We start from the raw sequence: 16,570 nt of genomic DNA, 5'->3' as shown, positions 1-16,570 counted from the left end.
GGTGGGTATTCGGCTGAGGATTGGATAGCGCGACTGTACGCGGCGGCACGGTGGCGAGCACTCCGAATCTTGCGCAACACGCAGCTGGTTGACTACCGTCTGCCCATCGCCACGTTGGAAGCCAACCCATGCTGCGTTTCGTCGCCACCCTGAGTGCCTTGCTGCTGATGCTGCACAGCGCCACTGCGCGCGCCGACGCACAGAGTGTGGCCAGTGGCGAGCTGCACATTTATGTGCGCGAAGGCTGCCCGCATTGCGCCGCCGCCAAAGTGTATCTGCCCACACTGCAGCAGCAATACCCGGCGCTGACGATACACATTCACGATGTTGAAAAGGATCCCGCCGCGCGCGAGCGGTTGACCACACTGTCACGCGCAGCCGGTGTCTGGCCGCCCGGGGTGCCGAGTTTTGTATTCAACGGTGGCGTGCTGGTGGGGTTCGATGCCGATGACACACACGAGCTGCATGCGTTGCTGGCCAAGCGCGCGGTGGCCGCCGACACCATCACACTGCCGCTACTGGGCGCGATCAGCGTGACGCAGCTGGGCTTGCCGACGTTCACGCTGCTGGTTGGCCTGCTCGATGGCTTCAACCCGTGTGCGATGTGGGTGTTGCTGTTTCTGCTGTCGCTGCTGGTGCATTTGCGCAATCGACTGCGCATGGCCTTGATCGCCGGCACCTTCGTGCTCGTCAGTGGGGCAGTGTATTTCGCCTTCATGGCGGCGTGGCTCAATGTGTTCCTCGCGGTCGGCCTGTCGACCTGGCTGCGACTGGTGCTGGCGGCATTGGCGATCGTGATCGGCGCCATCAATGTCAATGAATTTCGCCGCAGGCAGGCGGCCTTCACGCTGTCGATTCCCGCGCGCGCCAAGCCGGGGATTTACGCGCGCATGCGCCGCATCGTCAACGCTAGATCATTGCCACTGGCGCTGTTGTCGGCGGCAGTGCTGGCGGTGATCGTCAACGTCATCGAGTTGTTGTGCACGGCGGGATTTCCTGCGCTGTATACGGCGATTCTTGTGCAGCAGCAGCTCAGCACCAGCGCGCACCATGCGTACCTTGCGCTGTATATCGCCGGCTACATTGCCGACGACAGCCTGATGGTCGGCACCGCAGTGCTGGCATTGAGCAGCAACAAACTAACCGAGCAAGCCGGCCGCTGGCTCAAGCTCATCAGCGGCGCGGTGATGCTGTTACTGGGTGTAGTGATGCTGTTAAAGCCGCAGTGGCTGATGTAATTGCCGCCACCGCCAACACACCCAATCAGCTGCAATCACGCTTCCAGCAAGCTGCGCAGCATCCACGCGGGTTTTTCGTGCATGTCGGTGCGTTGCGTCAGCACATCGGTCGTGGGCTGATCGTTGGCTTCTTAGACCACCGGGAACAGCTTGCGCGCGGTTCGTTCGGTAGCCTCCTGCGCTGCCACCCGATGACGCACCATGGCGTTGGCCTTGGGCACGCCGTCAACCATCCTTGATGGACGCGAACTTGACGAATTCCTTGTAGCTGCCCGGCGCGGGGCCGTAAGCTCCCCCGTCACGTAGACAGTTCGAAACTGGAGGTCCGGCTCGCTGGACCAACTCCTGGGGTCGTCGATCACCTACCGCATCGCGGTCGGGCCGCAACAGGGTCGCAAGGTGGCCGGGTTCTCCCTGGACGCAACGGCCTCGTGATCGAGGGACGGATGCGCACTGTCCACCACCGCTACAGAAGTTCGTGGCGCAAGTAACCGGGTACCCGGGTGTTGCGGCGCGCCGCGAAGAAGCTTGTGCGGTTCACTCAGCGACAGCGGGGCGCGGTTTTCGGCACGAATTCGTCGAATCGGGTGGTTGTCCTGTCCATCCGCCACGGCGACACCGGCCAGACCCGTCTGCCCCGTGGAACGACGCAAGGCCGCTCGCGTCTGCCTCCGCGGAAGATCGAAGCCGGTGGTTGGTGTTCGTGTTCCTACAGATGCATCGCCGGTCCCGTCGATGTCCGTTCGCCGACGTTCGCACGCGTCGACGAAGCGGTTCTTCCACGAGTCTTCGTAGCGTTGATAGAGCAAGCGCTTATCTTCGGCATCGGCGTTCATCGCGGTGGCGATCTGCGATGCATTTCACGGACCGCGCGGGCGCGAGTCCCCATCTTGGTCGCAACTCCGGGCAGGGGGCGCGCAAGCGAGCCCGGGTTTCATCGACGCCGCTGCCACGTGCGGGGTCTTGCCGCGGTGGACGCTTTCCTTCCAGGTGAGGCGTGCCGTGACGACGGGGCGGCGTCGTCAGCCCTGCACAGGCGGTGGATGCCGCACCATCGAACACAAGAGGAGGGAGTCCGATGAAGTACCAGTCCGTACGAAGACTGTTAGGGGCCGTGACGCTGCTGGTCACCGGCATCGGCGTCGCGCCTGGCGTACTCGCCGATGGCGCCGCCATCATCTCGCACCCGCCGGCAACGACGCCCGGCTTGCTCACCGTCACCGACGGTAGCACCGCCAGCTTGAACGAGGCTCGTGCGCCGGTGACCTCGGACGTCGGTTACACCGCGGTCACCAGCGCCGAGGCCGACACCACCAGCGGCGTGCTCGGCGGCTACGCGGGTTTCGAACTCGAGGCCGATGCCACCACGGTGCAGACCGTGATCGGCACGCCCGAAGACCCCGCGGTCTCCGAACCGAAGATCGGTGACACGCTCGCCGTCAGTCACGCGACCTCGGTACTGTCGCTGCAGGCGACGGTCGGCGGCGACCGGGTGCCAGCGGACTGGTCACCGTGCTGCTGCAGATGCACGGCAGCTTTCTCGCCACCCAGGGTGTGCCGACGCTGGAACTGCTCGGCTCGCTGGGCGCGGGCCGCGTGAATCCTGCGAGTCCGCTCGACTTCCAGGTCTTCAGCGCGGCGCTCTCGATATTCACCAACGCACTCGACCCCGGTGTGGTCAAGGCCGACTTCGAGAGCAGCGTGTCGGGAGCGGGCGGGACCACTGTCCATCCCGGCGCCGCCTTCGAGCTGGTGAGCCTCTCGCCGGCGAACCTCGAGGCGGTGATGGCCTTGTCCTTTGTTGCGACGGCCGGCGATGAACTGGGTTCAGTGTCGGCATGGCCGGTCTCGCGGCACCGGAGTTCGATCCCGAGGACCCCGATCTCAGCGGTCTCTACGACGTCGACGGCATCGTGCTGTTTCCCGATTTCGTGTTCGACGACGGCCTCATCGATGTCTGGTCTGACTCCCCTCGCGCCGCCGCTCCCACTTGACCTGTGGCGGTCCTGGAGGGTGCGTGGTGGCGGGGTGTGGGGTGTGTGTCTAGCAGGTGTTCACTCGATGCTGCGCGTGCCGCCGGCGCGGCTGGCGTTCTCCTGCGATCAATGCCGAGTAGGGTGTGCTGTATCAGCCGGCCGGCGCTCCCGGAAAGCCTGTCGCTAACGCCGAAGGCGTCGACCCGCCGCCGACGGCAGACGCGGTCCTTGACCCCGGTTCCTTGCCCGGTCGCCCTGGGCCTGGCGCGGGCGTCGTGCCCCTGCTCGGCGCGGTGACGCCGCGCGGGGCCCGCCGCCGCTCCCGGCCGTGATCGCTGAAGGGCAGAGAGGGCGGGCGCCGACGGCGCTGCGCTGGTGCGCACCTCGAGCATCAGGGCTTGTTGGTACGCGTTGATCGGGAGAACAGCCCTGGGCTGGCGACGCTTCGAATCCGGCCCGCGTCGTGCCAACTGGTGCGGTTCCGTTCGGATTGGTCGGTGGTCTGTCGATGGCCTTGGGGATAGCTCCAGCTTTCGGTCTGGCTCGTCCATCACCCGCCGGCAAGCGCCGTCCGCCGCCCCGGCCGCAAGGTGTTCATGGCTGCGAGACCGCTGCCGGCGTGTGAGGCGTCGGGTGCCCTGAGGCGGCAGGTGGCCGGGCCTCCGCACGCCGGTGTAGCGGCCGGGCGCAGCTCGCAGGAAGTCTCCAGCGGTTCGGCCGTCGCCGGCCGGCGACCTCCGGAAAACCGCGCCCGTCGCTAACCGCCACGGCGATTATACCGCCTTGGACACGCTGAAGACGGCCGTCCGTGACGGCACGGCGTCGCCTCATGTTCGGCCACTTGCCTTCCATCGGCCGGTCGGCGGCCCTTGTCGGCCAAGCCGCGACGCCTTAGATCCCCTGCCCGCGCTGACCACTCACGGGGTCTTTGCGCCGAATGGCCCGAGTATCGCGCTCCGCGGCGGGAGAGCGCCGCTCCAAGAGGGGCCCAGCGCGTTCAGACGGTCCTATACGGGGCTGGTCGCCGATGAGTTCCCCGCCGACGGTCGACTCCATCGCCTCAGGCCTTGACACGTACCAGCCAAGATCATCGTCGGCCCCTTCTCGACCAGCTCAGCAATGCTTGTCTTGGCATCGCTCTCCAGGCAGTAACCTCTACGCTTGACCATCGCAACCCAGCTTGCGGCGCAGGCTCAGATCGAGCCCCCTTTCCCCCCCGCCTGCGCCCACCATCGGGAAAACTCTATTCGGTTCGAATGGACTTCACTTGCGGTTGGCGACAACCGTGGCGAAAGCGACAGGTTCGCGGCTCCCGATCGATCAACAACAACCGGACTCGCGCCCTGCTCCTCTGCGGTGGGCTCCACTTGATGACCAAACACCGACGAAAATAGCCGAACGACCTCTCGCCGGTGACGGAGGGCGGTTTATCCATCTACAGGTGGCGATGTCCTCTCGGTCGACTTCACCGGGGTAGGATTGGTCGGGTCTTTCGTCCCTTCGGGATGTTCATCTGAGTGCAGATACCAAACCAATGGTTCTTGGAGCGACACTACGAATGCCGAGCTCCAAAGCGCGCAAAGCAATGGCCGTCAAAAAATCATCAACACATCACGCAGGGCTAAGGTAAAGGCCGGCAACACCAATCGCCGAGGCTCACCAACTGAGTTGCATGCCGCCGACGATACCGTGTGCGCTCTGGTTGTTGCTGACCTGCGCATCATAGCCGACGTATAGCACCACTCGCTCGGCGAGTTTCGCCGATGCACCGACACCGAATTCACCAAAATTTCGTCCAAGAACGTTTCCTTGGGAGAGGAAAGAGCTGCCATTCACGCCGGCAAAATTCGCATCCACCTCTCGTTTATTGTCCAGCACTTCATGCGTCCAGCGAGCTTGCAAATACGGAGCGATGGTTCCCCAGGATGTATCGTAAGACCGCATGGCCCGGATTCCCGCCGAGTATCGTAGCGAGTCGTACGTCGCGCCCGCGATGTCTAAATTCGCGCCCGGCGCTCCGGTCTCTGTGAATCCGTCCTGTGCGAGCAGGAGATAACGAAGTCCGACCAACGGCTGAACGGTCCAGCCCTGTATGGCCAAGCTCAGGCCGCTCTCGATGTAGGAAACGAACTCGTCGCCGGCGTAGTCGCCGCGCGCTACGTTTTGGATCCCGCCAATGTTGATATTACGTTTGGTGAGGAACTCGTCATGCCCGTAGCCGATGATGCCAATGACATACGCTGATTCCCAGTGATGCATGCCATAAAGGTTGAGATGCAGCGAATTGATGCTGGCATCGCCCATGGCCTGCTGTTGTCCAACGCCGGTATAGCTATAACCGCCACCGACACCAATGATCGTGTCATCGAATTGCTTATCAGATCCAAACGTCGTCCCGCCGACACCGTAATCCAGCCCGGCGTAATTGCCGTTGCCGGATGCCTGACCGTCGATTCCAATACCTTGAATCCATCCGTTGACGGGACTCGAATCGCTTGCAACGGGTGCCGCTGCTTGAGCCCCAAGGCCAGAAAAATCTTGATTAGCGATCATCGGCACGAAACCGGTTTGCCCGGTCTTGCGTTGCTGTAAGTGATTCACCGTGGTACGAAGTACGGCATCGGTGGTCTGGATTTTAATTGAGGCAGAGCTGCCAACGATTTCGCCGCCGAGTTGTTGCAGACCACGTTGCACGCCCGCCGCGTTCTGAAGCGTGAGCTGTTGGACGATATTCGATAGTGACGGGGCGCCGCCTGCATTGTCCAGGACGTTGGCCACCGCCAACTGATTGGTATTCGATGCAACGTCCGTGAACTCAACGGAGTTTTTCAACAGCTCGATGAGAACAGACGAGGATGTGTAGTTGACGGCGACATCAATGAGCGGCAAGTCATCAGTGACGGAGGCGAATTGACCGATGACCTTCGAGGCCGAAAGTATTGTGTACTGGGATCCCGGGGTGTAATTCCCTGGCGCGGCGACCACGGATAAATTGCCGTTAAGCGTTGCGTTGCCCCTTATGGAAAGGAGATCGCTTTGGCCTGCCGGGTTGATTTCCGCTTGGTAAGTTCCGAGGTGCGTGTAGTTGCCGGCGATATTGAGCCTTCCGATCGAGTTGCCGGGCGCGATGATCGCTCCAGGATTGACAGTGACTGAACCTGCAGCACCATTGCCGCTCAAGAGCCCACCGCTGTTGACGACAATGCCCGAGCCCGCCAGGCTTCCATTGAGTTTCAGTTCACCGCCATCAATGTTCGTCGTGCCTGAAAATCCGCTCGAATCTCCAGTCAATTCGAGCTGGTTCGCCCCGGTTTTTACCAGGTTCCCCGTACCCGAAAGCTGACCGGTGTATGTTCCCGATCCCGCTTGATCAAAGACCAGCGTGGCGTCGTTCTGGATGTTCCCTTGCAGGCTATCGGTGCTGCCGCGCAACGTTCCCCCGCTGACCGTGGTACCGCCCGTGTAGTTGTTCGCGCCGGTGAGGATCTGGGTTCCAGTGCCAACCTTGCTCAGAATGCCTCCTGCGCCCGTGAGCGCTCCCGCGAATGTCGTGTCTGTGTTATCGCCGCCCGTCGTCAACGTAGCGCCGCCGAACGCGACCTCACCACCCGATGTGCCGCCGCCCGCAAGCGAGCCAATGGTTTCGCTCGTGCCATTGAGATCCAGCCGCGCACCAGCAGTATTCGCAAGCGTGACTGTTCCGGTGTCAGAAAGTGCGGAACCTCCGGAAAGCTGTAGGGTTCCCTGGTCGATAATCGTTCCTCCGGCATAAGTGTTCGCCCCAGAAAGAATCAAGGTGCCGATGCCGGTTTTCGCCAATCCACCTGTTCCGCTCATATCCCCCGCATAGGTACCAAGTGCGGATTGGTCGAAGCGGACACGAGCGTTGTTGGTGATGGCGCCTTGCAGGGCTGTCCGTCGATCCCTGAAGGATCCCGTCGCTGACAGTGATCCCGCCACTGAAAGTGGATGTGCCCGTCAGGGTCCAAGTACTGCTGCCTGACTTGGCGAGAATGCCGAAGTTTTGGAACTGTTGACCCGCGCCCACGGTGTTGAGGTCGAATGTCGCATCGGTGGTGCCGCCCAGTCGCAGGGTGTCCGCGGCACTATTGGCGACGACATCACCGGTGAATGAGAAGCCTGACCGAAGTTCGAGAATATTCGTGCCACCGGTAAATACAAGCGCGTTCGCACGTGAGACGCCATCGCCACCGAGTCCGCCGCTGATCGATCCGTTGGTGATGACGGTCAGGTCTGACCCCAAGACACCCACGCCGCCGGCGCCGGGGGAACCAGGGCCGATGCCGAAATCAGCTCCCCCCGCGCCTCCGTCGCCACCACGGACAGTGGCGGTGCCCGGCGAAGACGCGACGTTCATGAACGTGGCGCCAGTCGAGGTGAAACTCACACCCGCGCCCGCGTCGCCGCCATTGCCACTCGCGCCGAAGATGAAGAAGCCTAGATTGCCCGTGCCACCGGCGCCGCCGTTACCCCCCGTGATGGTTCCGGAATTCGTGCTGGTAGAGGAACTGCTGGTGATCGCGCCAGAGCCACCGGCACCACCTCCGCCTCCTCCCGAAACTCCGGTTGACTGCGCGCCGTTGCCACCCGTTCCGCCGTTACCACCATTGACCGTGGTGGAGTTATTGAATGGGCTCGATGAATCGAGGCCGTGGAAGCCTCCACCTCCACCACCGCCACCGTTGTTTCCGCCAGCGTCGCCGGGGTCGCCATTACCCCCGTTGGGGCTTATCAAAGTGCCTCCGAGGCCGCCGGTACCGCCAGCGCCAAATCCATCTCCACCGGCGCCACCACCGGCTCCGCCACCGCCGCCACCACCACCGCCATTGACGCCGGCCGTTCCGTCATTGCCGATGGTCGCGCCAGTGCCTGTTCCGCCGAGGCCACCGTTACTATCGGGAAAGGTGGAACCGCCGTTGCCTGCGTCTGCCCAAGCCGCTGTGTGAGCAAAAGTTGCCAGAAAGAAGCCCACGGCAAATGTTGCCACGGTAATGCGAGATGTTGTCGGTCGACCGAGAATCCACAGGTCAATCATAGGGGTATTCCTTGGCGACTAAATGATCGGCGGTGCATGAGTTATCGTGGTGCGGAACACGGTGGAATGAATCTGGCGTCTGAATCGACACTTTCACGGCTTAACTTAAGTTGCGTGCGTACGCGTTTCCAGTAGCGGCCGTCATTGCAACCCACCTGCACAACCAGGAAAACCAACAGCACCGCGCACCCCAGGCGAAGGCTACGAACTGTTCAAGTCGCGTGTGGACTGCATTCCGCACGCGGCCGACGATCTGAAACACAAGGCACAGGGCGGCTTGCGATAGCTCGATGGCCTCATCGCTGGGCGCGATTACATTGCCGGCGAGCGTTTCAGTCTTGCCGACATACCCTTGTTCACGGTGATGGACTTCATGAAGGACGCCGGTCAGCCCCTGGACCGCAGCCTGTGTCGTGTGTCCGCGTGGTTCGACCGGATCAACGCGCGGACCTCGGTGCAGGCGCGCATTCACCCGTCCGCTACGTCATTGAAGTGGACAGGCTGAACTCCCGGCTCGAGCACGCACGCATGAAGGAGCCCTTCGACGTCGTGGTCATCGGTAGTGGCTTCCGTGGTGCCGCGAACAGGAGCAGCGACAGCATGCCGTTCATCAACAGGCCCGGGAAGTCCACCAGATGCCGCAGCGAGGCCTCGTAGGCGGAGACGCTCTGCAGCAGGCCAAGCGCGTTCAGCCCGTCCCTGGCAGCGTCCGGTCGAGGCGCATGCCGAACAGGCGTGGCACCCTTCACTTGGGCGCAATCCTTCGATCGAGCGCTCGATAGCCGATTGCTTCGCCGATATGCGTTTCTTCGATCGTGGTCGCGCCGCTCATGTCGGCGATGGTGAGCGCAATGCGCAGTACCTTGTGATAGCCGCGCGCGCTCAGCCCCAGGCGGTCCAGTGCTTGCGCCAGGAGTTCACGCGCGGTGGGCGCGACGGCGCAGGCGCTCAGCAGTTGTGTGCTCGACAGCTGCCCGTTCAGGGCACCGCGCAGCGCGATCTGCCGTTCGCGCAATGCGCCGACGCGTGTACGCACGTCGGCGCTGGATTCTCCGCGCGGCGCGGCCGCAGCGAGAAGTTCCTCGGTCTGGCGCGGTACTTCGACGTGCAAATCGATGCGCTCGGCGAGCGGCCCGGAGATGCGCGCGCGGTAGGCCGCGACGCGTTCCGGCGTGCAGATGCACGGCTTGCGCGTGTCGCCATGGAAGCCGCAGGGACAGGGATTCATGGCCGCGACCAGCTGGAAGTTGGCCGGAAAGCGCGCCGCCCGCGCCGCGCGTGCCACGGTGATGTAGCCGGACTCGAGCGGTTCGCGCAGCGCTTCGAGCGCGCGCCGTTCGAATTCCGGCAACTCGTCGAGGAACAGCACGCCATTGTGGGCAAGCGAGATTTCTCCGGGACGGGGAACGCGTCCGCCGCCGACCAGGGCCACGGCCGAGGCCGAATGGTGAGGCGCGCGGAACGGCGGCGCCAGCCAGTCATGCAGGCGCGAGGCTTGTCCGGCCACCGAGTGAATGGCCGCCACGGTGAGCGCCTGGTCTTCGGCCAGCGGCGGCAGGAGCCCCGCCATGCGCATCGCGAGCATGGTTTTGCCAGTCCCGGGCGGGCCGATGAGCAACAGGTTGTGACCACCGCTGGCGGCGATTTCGAGCGCACGCCGTGCGCGCGGCTGGCCGATGACATCCGCGAGATCCGGCAACCCGGAGATGGACACCGCGCGCGGCGGTGACGCGCGGGCAGGCAGGCGGGCCTGCCCCTGAAGGTGCAGACACACATCGCGCAGGGTCGCCGCTTCGTGCACTTCGGCGCCCTCGATGAGCGCCGCTTCGTCGGCGTCCGCGGCCGCGACAAACACGCTGTGGCCGGCGTCGCGCGCAGCCAGCGCCGCCGCCAGCGTCGAACCGACGGCGCGTAAACCACCGTCCAGGGCCAGTTCGCCTATGAATTCAGCGTTCGCCAGCGGCGCCGGCGGGATCTGGTGGGAGGCGGCCAGAATGCCGATGGCAATGGCCAGATCGAAGCGCGTACCTTCCTTGGGAATGTCGCCGGGCGCGAGGTTGACGGTAATGCGCCGCTGCGGAAATTCGAACCCCGAGTTGATCAACGCACATCGCACGCGCTCGCGGCTTTCGCGCACGGCGGTTTCCGGCAGGCCGACGATGGTGAACGACGGCAGGCCGTTGGAAAGATGGGTTTCGACGCAGATCGCCAGGGCGTCCAAGCCGTCCTGGCAGCGGGTATGGGCAAGAGCGATGGACATGCGATCCCTGCATTTCTGGCCTCGCGTCCTGCGAGGCGTGGTGGACAAATCCGACGCGGCACCAGTCTAGCGGCGCGCGCCGCCCCGCGTCGAACGAAATCTCCAGCGTTCAGCCGGGCGGCGTGCCGGTGTCCCGCTCCGTCAGCAGCTTTTCCAGCCTGTCGAGTTTCTCCCGGGTACGGCGCAGCAGCGCGCTCTGCGCGTCGAATTCCTCGCGCGTCACCACGTCCATCCGCGTCAGGCTCGCTTCCAGCACGGCCTTGACGTTGGTCTTGAACTCGGCGCGCAGCGCCGTCAGGTCGGCCGGCAGCAGGGCGCCGATGCGCTCCGCCATGGCCTCGATGCTCTTCAAATCAATCACCACGCAATCCTCGTTTGTCCGCCAAGCGTAAAGCCCGACCGCGCCCCCCGCCAGTCTCCAAATCGCACCGCAGCAGTGCAATCACGACGGAACTGCTTCGCGCTGGTGCGCCGGGCAATGAAAGTTCATCACATTTTCTGAGATCATTCTTTACAAAGATCTTGTAACTATAAAATTTTAAATTATTATTTTATCCATGGCACACATGGTGCATAGGTGGGCCAACAGCTTTTTCAGCCGCTCCCGGGAGCGCGCAGCGAAGCAACCAGTTTTTGAATGTCCGGAGGAAATGAAAGTGATGAATAAGCTCAGTGCAATTGGCGCGGCCGTCGCGCTGGCAAGCGCGACGATGGCAGCAAACGCGGAAGAGGCCTCCTCGGCCCACGTATTCGCCGCCAACGTCGCCCTGACCACGAACTACATGTTCCGCGGTATCACCCAGACCGATAACGGTCCGGCCATCCAGGGTGGATTCGACTACCAGTACGCGCCGGTGGGCTTTTACGCAGGTGCATGGGCGTCGAACGTCGAACTGGCGGTGCCGAACAGCCCGGCCATCCAGACCAACAATCGCGCTTCTGTCGAACTCGACTACTACGGCGGCTTCGCCGGCGCCCTCGCCAACGGCGTGGGTTGGGATATCGGCGGTATCTACTACTCTTACCCGGGCCAGAACGAAGACGGCAAGATCATCAAGAACGGCGTGGTGACCACCAACGGTGCCGAGTACAACTACGCCGAGGTCTATTTCAAGACCAGCTACGCCTTTACCGGGGCCACCTACAGCCCGGTCGTGAAAGGCGGCGTGTTCTATTCGCCGGATTACTTCGGCGAGGACGGCGACAGCGTGTACGGCTACGGCAACTTCGGCGTGACGCTGCCTTACGACGTGGGCCTGGCGGCCACGGTCGGCTACCTGACGGTCGAGGGCGACAAGACCACCGGCGCCATAGACGGTTACGACTACGTCCACTACTCGATTGGCGTCAGCAAGGCCGTCGGCAAGCTCAACTTCAACGTGTCGTGGAACGACGCCGATGGCGGTTGCACCGACGTGACCGGCAAGGCTGGCATGTGCGAAGGCGTGGTGTTCGCGGTATCCAGCGTCTGGTAAGCCGGCGGCCATATCCGCTGGCTCTGCGAGCCGTTATCCTTAGCTGACACGAGACTCTCGAACCCGCCTGCGGCCGTCCCCCGGCCGCAGGCTCCGGCCGCCGACAGGGCGACGAGGAATGCTTCAATGAAACTGGTCACTGCGATCATCAAACCGTTCAAACTCGACGACGCGCGCGAGGCTTTGTCGGAAATCGGCATCCAGGGATTGACGGTGACGGAGGTCAAGGGCTTTGGCCGTCAGAAGGGGCATACGGAACTCTACCGCGGCGCGGAATACGTCGTGGATTTTCTCCCCAAGTCGAAACTCGAGGTGGCGATAGCCGACGACCAGGTCGACGCGGTCATCGAGGCCATCAAGAAGGCAACCGGCACCGGCAAGATCGGCGACGGCAAGATCTTCGTCACCGAGCTGCTCGAAGTGGTGCGTATCCGTACCGGCGAAACGGGCACCGAGGCGCTCTGAGTCGCGATCTCCAGGATCACGAGCCGCCACTGAAGGCGCGCTCCAAACAAACACTGACCGCGGCCGGCCCACGCCGGGTCGACCGCGAAACACTGCAGAATTGAATCGCATCACGGCCGTGAACCTTGGGTGGGCGCACGGCACGCCGATGTGGTCGATGCGGACGATGCCCGCGGATCTTGGGCGCGACGAGCTTCAATTGCAGGCCCGTCACGCACCCCGGCATCACCGGACACGAGTCTCGCCCTCGGGGGCTGCCCGTCGCATGGCAGCGGTGAGACGCCAATAACAACAGTTCTTCGGGGAGGACTCCCATGTCGCGCATTCTGCTCGGGTTGGTTTTTGCCGCCATACCGTGGGCGGCCAGTGCTGAAGGCCTGAACGGCGGTGACGGCGCCTGGATGCTGACAGCGACGGCTCTTGTCCTGTTCATGACCTTGCCGGGCCTCGCCTTGTTCTACGGCGGCCTGGTACGCAGCAAGAACGTACTGTCGATACTCATGCAGTGCTTCGCCTTGACCTGCGTGGTCACGCTGCTGTGGGTGGTGGCGGGCTACGGACTCGCGTTCGGCGACGGCGGCGAGTGGAACAAATTCATCGGTGGCGGCAAGTTCCTGCTGGCGGGCATCACGCGTGAAAGCCTGAGCGGCACCATCCCCGAGTCCGTGTTCCTGATGTTCCAGATGACCTTCGCCATCATCACGCCGGCGCTGGTGGTCGGTGGCTACGCGGAGCGCATGAAATTCTCCGCCGTGCTGCTGTTCAGTACGCTGTGGGTGATGCTGGTCTACGTGCCGGTGTGTCACTGGGTGTGGGGCAACGGCTGGCTCATGCAGATGGGCCTGCTGGATTTCGCAGGCGGCACGGTGGTGCACATCAATGCCGGCATTGCATCGTTGGTGGCGGCCCTGATGCTTGGCAACCGGCGCGGCTTTCCGCAGACGGCGATGCCGCCCCACAACCTGACCATGACGGTGACCGGCGCCTCGATGCTGTGGGTGGGTTGGTTCGGCTTCAACGCCGGCAGCGCGGTGGCGGTCAACGGTGATGCCGGCATGGCCATGTTGGTCACCCATATCGCGGCGGCCTCGGGTTCGCTGGCCTGGATGACCATCGAATGGATCAAGCACGGCAAGCCCAGCGTGCTGGGCATCGTCACCGGCATGGTGGCGGGCCTCGGCACCATCACTCCGGCGTCCGGCGTGGCCGGTCCCCTGGGCGCGCTGCTGATCGGTCTGACCGCGGGCGTGGTCTGTTACTTCAGCACGCAGCTGGTCAAGCGCGTATTGCGTATCGACGATTCACTGGACGTTTTTCCCGTCCACGGTGTGGGAGGCATCCTTGGAACCTTCCTGGCCGGCGTGGTGGTGGCCAGCGAGTTCGGCGGCAAGGGCCTGGCCGAGGGCGTCAGCCTCGGTCACCAGGTGACGGTGCAACTCATCGGCATCGTGAGCATCGGCGCGTATTGCGCGGCGCTGACCTTCATCCTGTTGAAGCTGACTCAAGCCGTGGTCGGCCTGCGTGTCGCGCCGGAAACCGAGACCGAAGGCCTGGATCTCGGCGAACACGACGAGCGCGGTTACATCCTTTGACGGCTCGCGGGGCATGGCGCGGCGCTGTCGCGCGGCGCCATGCCCCGGGCGCGACATGCGTCTTGCGCGGGCGACCGCGGCGATAAAGCCGTTCCCATGATTTACAGACTCGGCATACAATGAAAGCCAGTGATCGCGCAGCGGATGGGCTTGGTCGGCGTGCTCCGAAGCCGCCACTTTTTCCGTCACCGTCACTCGCGTAGAGGCGGTCGCGGAAACTCAGGACCGCAGTTCTCACCAAGCAGCCCAGGCGTTCATCCGAGCAGTCAAAATCCATGGCAGACGGTCAACTCGTAGACAAGAACATCCTCAAGACGCTGGTTCCGCCGAACGCGCTCAATGCCGAGAACTTCCAGGAACTCTCGGGTAAGGCTTACGTCGAGGAAGTCGGTGCCGGCAAGGTCATCTTCAAGGCCGGTGATGTCGACCGCAAGACGGTATATCTGCTCGAAGGCGAACTGACCCTGGCCGACGATGCCGGCGCGGTGGTGGTGGTGCGGGGTGGCTCCGATGTCGCCAAGCACCCGCTGTCCAATACGCAGCCGCGCAAACAGACCGCGCGCACCAAGACCGCGTGCAAGATCACGCGCTTCGACAGCGACCTGCTCGACATCCTGCTGACCTGGGACCAGCTGTCCGGCATCGAAGTCAACGAAATCGTCATCGGTGAAGGCGACGACGACGCCGACTGCGACTGGATGACGCGCATCCTGCAGTCGCAGGCCTTCCTGCAGGTGCCGCCGGCCAACATCCAGGCCATGTTCATGCGTATGCAGGAAATGCCGGTGCGCGCCGGGGACGTGGTCATCAAGCAGGGCGACGACGGCGACTTCTACTACATCATCAAGCATGGTCGGGCGAAAGTGACGCGCGCGTCCAAGACTGGCACCGACCTGGTACTGGCGACGCTCAAAGACGGCGATGCATTTGGCGAGGAAGCATTGCTGTCCGAGGCCAAGCGTAATGCCAACATCACCATGGAGACCGACGGCACCTTGATGCGTCTGTCCAAGGAGAATTTCAACGCACTGCTGAAGGAGCCGATGCTCAACTGGCTGAGCCTGGACCAGGCGCGCGAGCGGGTCGCAAAAGGCGCAAAGCTGCTCGACGTGCGACTGGAAAGCGAGCATTCGAACAACGGCATCCCCGGCAGCCTCAACATTCCCCTGTTCATGCTTCGCCTCAAGACCGACACGCTCAATCCCGACGTGCCCTACATCGTCTATTGCGATACCGGCAGGCGCAGCTCGGCGGCGGCCTTCCTGCTCGGCGAGCGCGGCTTCGAGACCTATGTGCTGCAGGGCGGTCTCATGGAGCAGACGCCGGGCACGGCTTGATCCCGATGCCGGGCGACCGTGGCGCCCCGAAGGTCGTGCGGCGTGGCTGAATGGTTCGCCAAACGCGTCGACCTGCCTTACTTCTGCGTGGTCGGCAGCCCGATAGCGCATAGCAAGTCACCGCTCATCCACGCCGCTTTCGCCGCGCAGTGCGGCATTGACTTGGTCTACGAGAAAGTCGAGGTGGCGCAGGGCAACCTGTCACGGGCGCTGGCGGAATTCCGGGCCGTCGGCGGACGCGGACTCAATGTCACCGTGCCGCTCAAGGAAGAGGCCTGGGCGCTGGCGGACCAAAGAATGCCGCGCGCCGCGCGGGCCGGCGCCGCCAACACCCTGTGGTTCGAGGGCGAGCGCGTGATCGCGGACAATACCGACGGTCTGGGCCTGGTGCGCGACCTCGAGATCAACCACGGGGCGCCGCTGGCCGGCAAACGCATCCTGCTGCTCGGCGCGGGGGGCGCGTCCATGGGGGTGCTGCCCGCGCTGCTCGACGCCCAGCCCGCGCGGGTACTGGTTACCAATCGTACCCTGGCCCGCGCAGAGCGACTGGTCGAAAGCTATGCCGATAGCGGCCGCGTCGAACTGCTGCCGTGGGGCGGCACGGGTAGCGCCGCCTGTGACGTCGTCATCAACGGCACCTCGCTGAGCCTCAAGGGCGAACTCCCCAACCTGGATGCCCGCCTCATCGGCCCTGACACTCTCTGTTACGACATGATGTACGGTGCCGCGCCGACGCGATTCATGCTGTGGGCCGCCGAGCGCGGAGCCGGGCGGGTTCTGGACGGCCTGGGCATGCTGGTCGAGCAGGCGGCGGCGGCGTTCTCCATCTGGAATGGCTACACGCCTGATACCTCGCCTGTCATCGCCATGTTGCGCGAGCGTCTGGTCAGCGGCGTCTGAGCGACCACCGGGCCGCTCGAAATCCACATAAAAAAGTCTGCCCTCGAGCCCTCGGAGGGCTTGCATTCGGCGACGATTGCGGGTCGGAAATCGCCCGCCAAGTGCGCCGGCGCGCGGTGTTATGCACACCGGCGTGAAGCTCTCTCAGCTTGTTCGGTACTTATCGAATTTTGCCGCGATTCAACACTAGATAAAAATCGCAATTATTTGATAAATATAAACAAGTATCTAAATTGGTTAAATCTTGGCCAATTCGATGGCAATCGCTTTC

General features: G+C 63.4%; 15 protein-coding genes. 9 read left to right on the top strand and 6 right to left on the bottom strand.

Features of this window, described 5'->3' with window-relative positions; genetic code table 11:
• Window positions 1–128 precede the first annotated feature (128 nt).
• A complete protein-coding gene (locus IPM80_16470) occupies window positions 129–1,238 on the top strand; it encodes an NrdH-redoxin (protein MBK8959966.1) in 1,110 nt (369 codons plus the stop codon).
• A gap of 362 nt (window positions 1,239–1,600) precedes the next feature.
• Here the strand turns inward: IPM80_16470 and IPM80_16465 are convergent, their stop codons facing one another.
• Complete coding sequence (locus IPM80_16465; GenBank protein MBK8959965.1) at window positions 1,601–2,074, bottom strand: hypothetical protein; 474 nt, start codon at window positions 2,072–2,074, stop codon at window positions 1,601–1,603.
• Between the two features lie 242 nt (window positions 2,075–2,316).
• Here IPM80_16465 and IPM80_16460 point away from each other — a divergent pair, with 242 nt between their 5' ends.
• Complete coding sequence (locus IPM80_16460) at window positions 2,317–2,838, top strand: hypothetical protein (GenBank protein ID MBK8959964.1); 522 nt, start codon at window positions 2,317–2,319, stop codon at window positions 2,836–2,838.
• A gap of 238 nt (window positions 2,839–3,076) precedes the next feature.
• Window positions 3,077–3,232, top strand: a complete 156-nt coding sequence (locus IPM80_16455) for a hypothetical protein (protein MBK8959963.1) — start codon at window positions 3,077–3,079, stop codon at window positions 3,230–3,232.
• Between the two features lie 1,638 nt (window positions 3,233–4,870).
• On the opposite strand, the gene IPM80_16450 is transcribed toward IPM80_16455, so the two are convergent.
• Complete coding sequence (locus tag IPM80_16450; GenBank protein ID MBK8959962.1) at window positions 4,871–7,033, bottom strand: autotransporter domain-containing protein; 2,163 nt, start codon at window positions 7,031–7,033, stop codon at window positions 4,871–4,873.
• Window positions 6,921–8,270 carry a hypothetical protein gene (locus IPM80_16445; GenBank protein MBK8959961.1) on the bottom strand — a complete coding sequence of 450 codons (1,350 nt, stop codon included), beginning with the start codon at window positions 8,268–8,270 and terminating at the stop codon, window positions 6,921–6,923. Before IPM80_16445 ends, IPM80_16450 begins: the two co-directional genes overlap by 113 nt.
• Before the next feature lie 298 nt (window positions 8,271–8,568).
• Between IPM80_16445 and IPM80_16440 the strand changes: the two genes are divergently transcribed.
• On the top strand, window positions 8,569–8,775 hold the full coding sequence (locus IPM80_16440) for a glutathione S-transferase family protein (GenBank protein MBK8959960.1): 207 nt from the start codon (window positions 8,569–8,571) through the stop codon (window positions 8,773–8,775).
• Here the strand turns inward: IPM80_16440 and IPM80_16435 are convergent.
• From IPM80_16435 to IPM80_16425, 3 genes are all read right to left on the bottom strand, one after another.
• On the bottom strand, window positions 8,750–9,019 hold the full coding sequence (locus IPM80_16435; GenBank protein ID MBK8959959.1) for a hypothetical protein: 270 nt from the start codon (window positions 9,017–9,019) through the stop codon (window positions 8,750–8,752). The genes IPM80_16440 and IPM80_16435 overlap by 26 nt on opposite strands.
• Window positions 9,016–10,530, bottom strand: a complete 1,515-nt coding sequence (locus tag IPM80_16430) for a YifB family Mg chelatase-like AAA ATPase (GenBank protein MBK8959958.1) — start codon at window positions 10,528–10,530, stop codon at window positions 9,016–9,018. The genes IPM80_16435 and IPM80_16430 overlap by 4 nt, the downstream gene beginning before the upstream one ends.
• 109 nt (window positions 10,531–10,639) lie before the next feature.
• Window positions 10,640–10,891 carry an accessory factor UbiK family protein gene (locus IPM80_16425; GenBank protein MBK8959957.1) on the bottom strand — a complete coding sequence of 84 codons (252 nt, stop codon included), beginning with the start codon at window positions 10,889–10,891 and terminating at the stop codon, window positions 10,640–10,642.
• A gap of 298 nt (window positions 10,892–11,189) precedes the next feature.
• Here IPM80_16425 and IPM80_16420 point away from each other — a divergent pair, with 298 nt between their 5' ends.
• The 5 genes from IPM80_16420 (at window position 11,190) to aroE (ending at window position 16,299) form a co-directional block, all read left to right on the top strand.
• Window positions 11,190–12,005 carry a hypothetical protein gene (locus IPM80_16420; protein ID MBK8959956.1) on the top strand — a complete coding sequence of 272 codons (816 nt, stop codon included), beginning with the start codon at window positions 11,190–11,192 and terminating at the stop codon, window positions 12,003–12,005.
• Window positions 12,006–12,131: 126 nt separating this feature from the next.
• A complete protein-coding gene (gene glnK, locus IPM80_16415; GenBank protein MBK8959955.1) occupies window positions 12,132–12,470 on the top strand; it encodes a P-II family nitrogen regulator in 339 nt (112 codons plus the stop codon).
• 314 nt (window positions 12,471–12,784) lie between these two features.
• Entirely contained in the window at window positions 12,785–14,062 is a 1,278-nt protein-coding gene (locus tag IPM80_16410) for an ammonium transporter (GenBank protein ID MBK8959954.1), read from the top strand.
• Window positions 14,063–14,337: 275 nt separating this feature from the next.
• Window positions 14,338–15,399 (top strand): cyclic nucleotide-binding domain-containing protein, encoded by a 1,062-nt coding sequence (locus tag IPM80_16405; GenBank protein ID MBK8959953.1) that lies wholly within the window; start codon window positions 14,338–14,340, stop codon window positions 15,397–15,399.
• Window positions 15,400–15,471: 72 nt separating this feature from the next.
• Window positions 15,472–16,299, top strand: coding sequence for a shikimate dehydrogenase (gene aroE / locus IPM80_16400; protein ID MBK8959952.1), 828 nt, complete (start codon window positions 15,472–15,474; stop codon window positions 16,297–16,299).
• Window positions 16,300–16,570: the final 271 nt, after the last annotated feature.

The sequence above is a fragment of the Pseudomonadota bacterium genome (assembly GCA_016719885.1).
Taxonomy (GTDB): domain Bacteria; phylum Pseudomonadota; class Gammaproteobacteria.
The sequence above is the reverse complement of the archived record's forward strand: the minus strand, read 5'-3'. Positions and strand labels throughout refer to the sequence as shown.